The organism is Oscillospiraceae bacterium (assembly GCA_034925865.1).
Classification (GTDB): Bacteria; Bacillota; Clostridia; order Oscillospirales; family SIG627; genus SIG704.
The window spans coordinates 1-3,235 of record JAYFRN010000045.1 but is presented as its reverse complement, the minus strand read 5'-3'; the positions used below and the strand labels follow the sequence as shown (position 1 = coordinate 3,235).

General features: G+C 39.3%; 4 protein-coding genes. 1 reads left to right on the top strand and 3 read right to left on the bottom strand.

The genetic code is table 11. From position 1 onward, the window contains the following. Positions 1-242, top strand: a 242-nt coding sequence (locus tag VB118_12560; GenBank protein MEA4833433.1) for an IS630 family transposase, incomplete at its 5' end; no start/stop codon positions are given. Between the two features lie 152 nt (positions 243-394). Here VB118_12560 and VB118_12555 read toward each other — a convergent pair. From VB118_12555 to VB118_12545, 3 genes are all read right to left on the bottom strand, one after another. Continuing rightward, on the bottom strand, positions 395-1,201 hold the full coding sequence (locus tag VB118_12555; protein ID MEA4833432.1) for a hypothetical protein: 807 nt from the start codon (positions 1,199-1,201) through the stop codon (positions 395-397). 55 nt (positions 1,202-1,256) lie between these two features. After that, complete coding sequence (locus VB118_12550; protein ID MEA4833431.1) at positions 1,257-1,787, bottom strand: RNA polymerase sigma factor; 531 nt, start codon at positions 1,785-1,787, stop codon at positions 1,257-1,259. Positions 1,788-2,113: 326 nt separating this feature from the next. After that, positions 2,114-2,809, bottom strand: a complete 696-nt coding sequence (locus VB118_12545; GenBank protein MEA4833430.1) for a hypothetical protein — start codon at positions 2,807-2,809, stop codon at positions 2,114-2,116. Positions 2,810-3,235: the final 426 nt, after the last annotated feature.

Genomic DNA, 3,235 nt, shown 5'->3' with positions numbered 1-3,235 from the left:
GGCTTGAAATCCATTACACGCCCAAGCATGGAAGTTGGCTCGATATGGCTGAGATTGAACTTTCGGCTCTCGGTCGGCAATGTATTGCCAGCAACCGCATTCCCGATTTAGACACTCTTCGCAATCTTCTGAAGCCATGGGCGATTAGCCGTAATGAAAAACAACGTGGTATTGATTGGCATTTCTCTAATGAGGATGCCCGAGTGAAGCTCAAGCATTTGTATCCGATAATAAACATTTAAATGTTACACAGTATTAGATTTAAAATTATAAAAACTGAAGCTTCCCTCTAAAACATAGGTAGAAGCTTCAGCTTGCTTTTTATTTATTGGTTATCTACTGTATTTACGAGAAAATATATTACAGTTTTATTATATACTCAGCAATTTATAACTCAGCTCTTTTTATTGCTGTCCTTTATAATACTCTCGAAAATATCGCTGCTGTTTTGAATTTTTATGTCTTTTACTGCCTGAAGGACTTGCTTTTTACTGAGCTTTTCATCCGATTGAACAGTTACATTGTCTCCGGTCGAGGTCGACAAAACTCTTGTTTTTTGCTTTAAAGACACTCCGGCAACAGCCACTGCAGCTATCGCGGCAGAAGCTATGAAATATATCAATGAAGAATCTTTTTTTTGCGGAATATTAGAATCATTTAACGGTACGCTAATAGTTGACCCGCCAAGACCAGGCTGTACGGCAAATACAGCTATCTTGTGCCCATATTTTTCATATAATTTGGCAGAGACATCGTCAACATTATCTGCGTTCACCATGGCTTCTACATTGTTGTCAGTAATTGTTATATTGACAGCAACTACGCCTTTACCTAAGTATTCTTTTTCAATCTCATTATAAATTGTTGTGAGCTCATTATATGAGTATTGAACAGAAACGAAATCAACATTCTCCGCTTTGTTTAGCATATCAAGCAATTCTGCTTTTCTGGCTTCGGTTGGATTTACAAGAGCGATGATGTATCCTTCTTGCTCTTTACCAGGGTAAATTCCTCCGATATCATCAGGATATCCGACATTTTCCCATCTGGTGATCAATTCATCGACAGACAGTTTATGGTTTTGCACCGCATTGGTCTTTATTATCGCTCCGTTATAAATCGGAGCGTCAGCTGCAACACCGGTCGCAAGCAGCAGAGAAACGATGACGGCAGAAAATAAAGCTATTATTGTTCTTTTCATTACATAATGCCTTTCCCCGGCGTTTTTTGCCGGATACGAATCAAGGTTTTGCCGTTCATGACATTAAAGCCTTCAAATGCGATATTCCGGAGCGGTATTTAGAATATACAGTTCCCTCCGGCAGTCCGGTAACAGCAGATATTTCTATAAATTTCAGCTCGCCGTTAACCCGCAGAGTTACGATTTCAAGTTCATCCTTAGGGAGCCGACAAAGAGCATTCTCGGTATCGAGCCGTTCCGACGCGGTCTCGTAATCGTCGGATTCATATTGAAGACTTTGGCCTTCACTATTATCATCGTCATCGAGAGAATCCGCTCTGCGTTCCCTGAGGCAGTCTATAGCCAGATTGCGCGCCATCCGGAATATCCACGCCCGGGGATTTTCTACGTAGACATTACCTTCTCCTGAATTAAACAGCTTGACGAAAACATCGTGTACTATGTCTTCCGCTTTATATCTGTCCTTTGTATACCGGAGCGCAATAACATACACAGGTGTTTTGAGTTCGTTGTATATCCGTTCGCAGGCTGCTCTGTCTCCGTTCTTCATATTGATGTAACTGCGTTTCAATTCTTCTTTGTCCATTCCACAACTCCTTGATCCGCGGAACGCTTTATATTTGCGTTCTCTGTATATAAGACGTTTGAAAGGTTCCTTTTTTTGAATCCTCAGGAAAAATTTTGATTTTTTGTGTTATAAAAACGCATATTATCCATTTAGTAATATTAGCACGATAATTATAAAACAGCAATATAGTATACCTCACCGCAATTTATTAACTCGGTATTTAAATAATTACCACTTAAAGAGAGAAACCCATATACCAGAGCTTTTTCTTTCTAATAATGGTAATTATTTACTACCGAGTTAATAATATTTAATTTCTCTCCTATCTCACAACTTTCCTTTGTTTATATCTTCTTCAAATATTTAATTTCAATACGTGAAAAAAGCTGCAGAATCAACGCGTTTGTCCTATCTTTCGACAAGCTCAGAACAGTCATTTTTTTGCCGATATAACGGAGCGGAACCAGTTTTCCATTTATATATTTAGCACCGGACACAATCATAACACTGCTTCCGGCTGTTATTCCGGCATTATCACTCTCAGACCCGATTCTGTAATCTATCCAAGGGCATTTGCCCCACCATTTCCAAGGACGTTCATCAAGCTTAGTTTTAACAACGCCATAATTAAATCCCCTTGCTTCAATCACTTCTCCGCCGCCTATATACACGCCGACATGTCCCGGCAGGAACACAAGTACACCGGGTATTTCCGGAATATTGGCGATATCACCTTTTTCGATACATTTCATACGCATACCATTCGCGGATACATCCTGATCTTCACGGTATTTAGCCGGACTGTTATTATCCGCGCTCCATAAATATCCCTTTATAAGCCCGACACAATCATGGACTTTTTGTCCTATATGGTTTTCCTTTGCCTTATCGACCCGCTCTGCGGACCAATATGCAGGATATGCGTTTGCATACCATTCAAGATCGCTGACATTTCCAAGCTGTCCGAAGCCGCCATACCAATAAGGACGTCCCAGCTGTGCTTTACAGTATTCGACAAGTCCTTTTGATGTTTTTGTCATAAATATACTCCTCTCTTTGCGCTATCGGTTTATCTCGAATTTATTCAATTGATATCATACTTCTTTATATAGTATATGAGCGATGGTTTCCTTGATTGTATGTAACGATATTATATTTGGCTTGTTGTTTATGAACACGGCGGTTATGCAATTAATAATAATAAATCAATAAAAAGTGTCGCTGTAGCAAGCGACACTTTTTCTATGATATTGTTTACAGCAATTGAACCTTTGCTGAATAATGCCTTTTTACACTAACGTAAATGCGATAATATAAGAAGCACGTGACAGTGTAAAATGGTTTGTGTAAACTCTCAAAAAGTAATATAATAAAAAATGGGAGTTGAAAAAAATGACAAGAGAGAAAAGAGATCCACGCAGAGAAGAGTTGCTGCGGGAAATGATAGGAATGTATCATCCGCAGTC

What these genes read in the sequence shown, in the direction of transcription:
- VB118_12555 (MEA4833432.1), bottom strand. Translation starts at nt 1,201, where the DNA reads ATGAAAAGAACAATAATAGCTTTATTTTCTGCCGTCATCGTTTCTCTG.
- VB118_12550 (MEA4833431.1), bottom strand. Translation starts at nt 1,787, where the DNA reads ATGGACAAAGAAGAATTGAAACGCAGTTACATCAATATGAAGAACGGA.
- VB118_12545 (MEA4833430.1), bottom strand. Translation starts at nt 2,809, where the DNA reads ATGACAAAAACATCAAAAGGACTTGTCGAATACTGTAAAGCACAGCTG.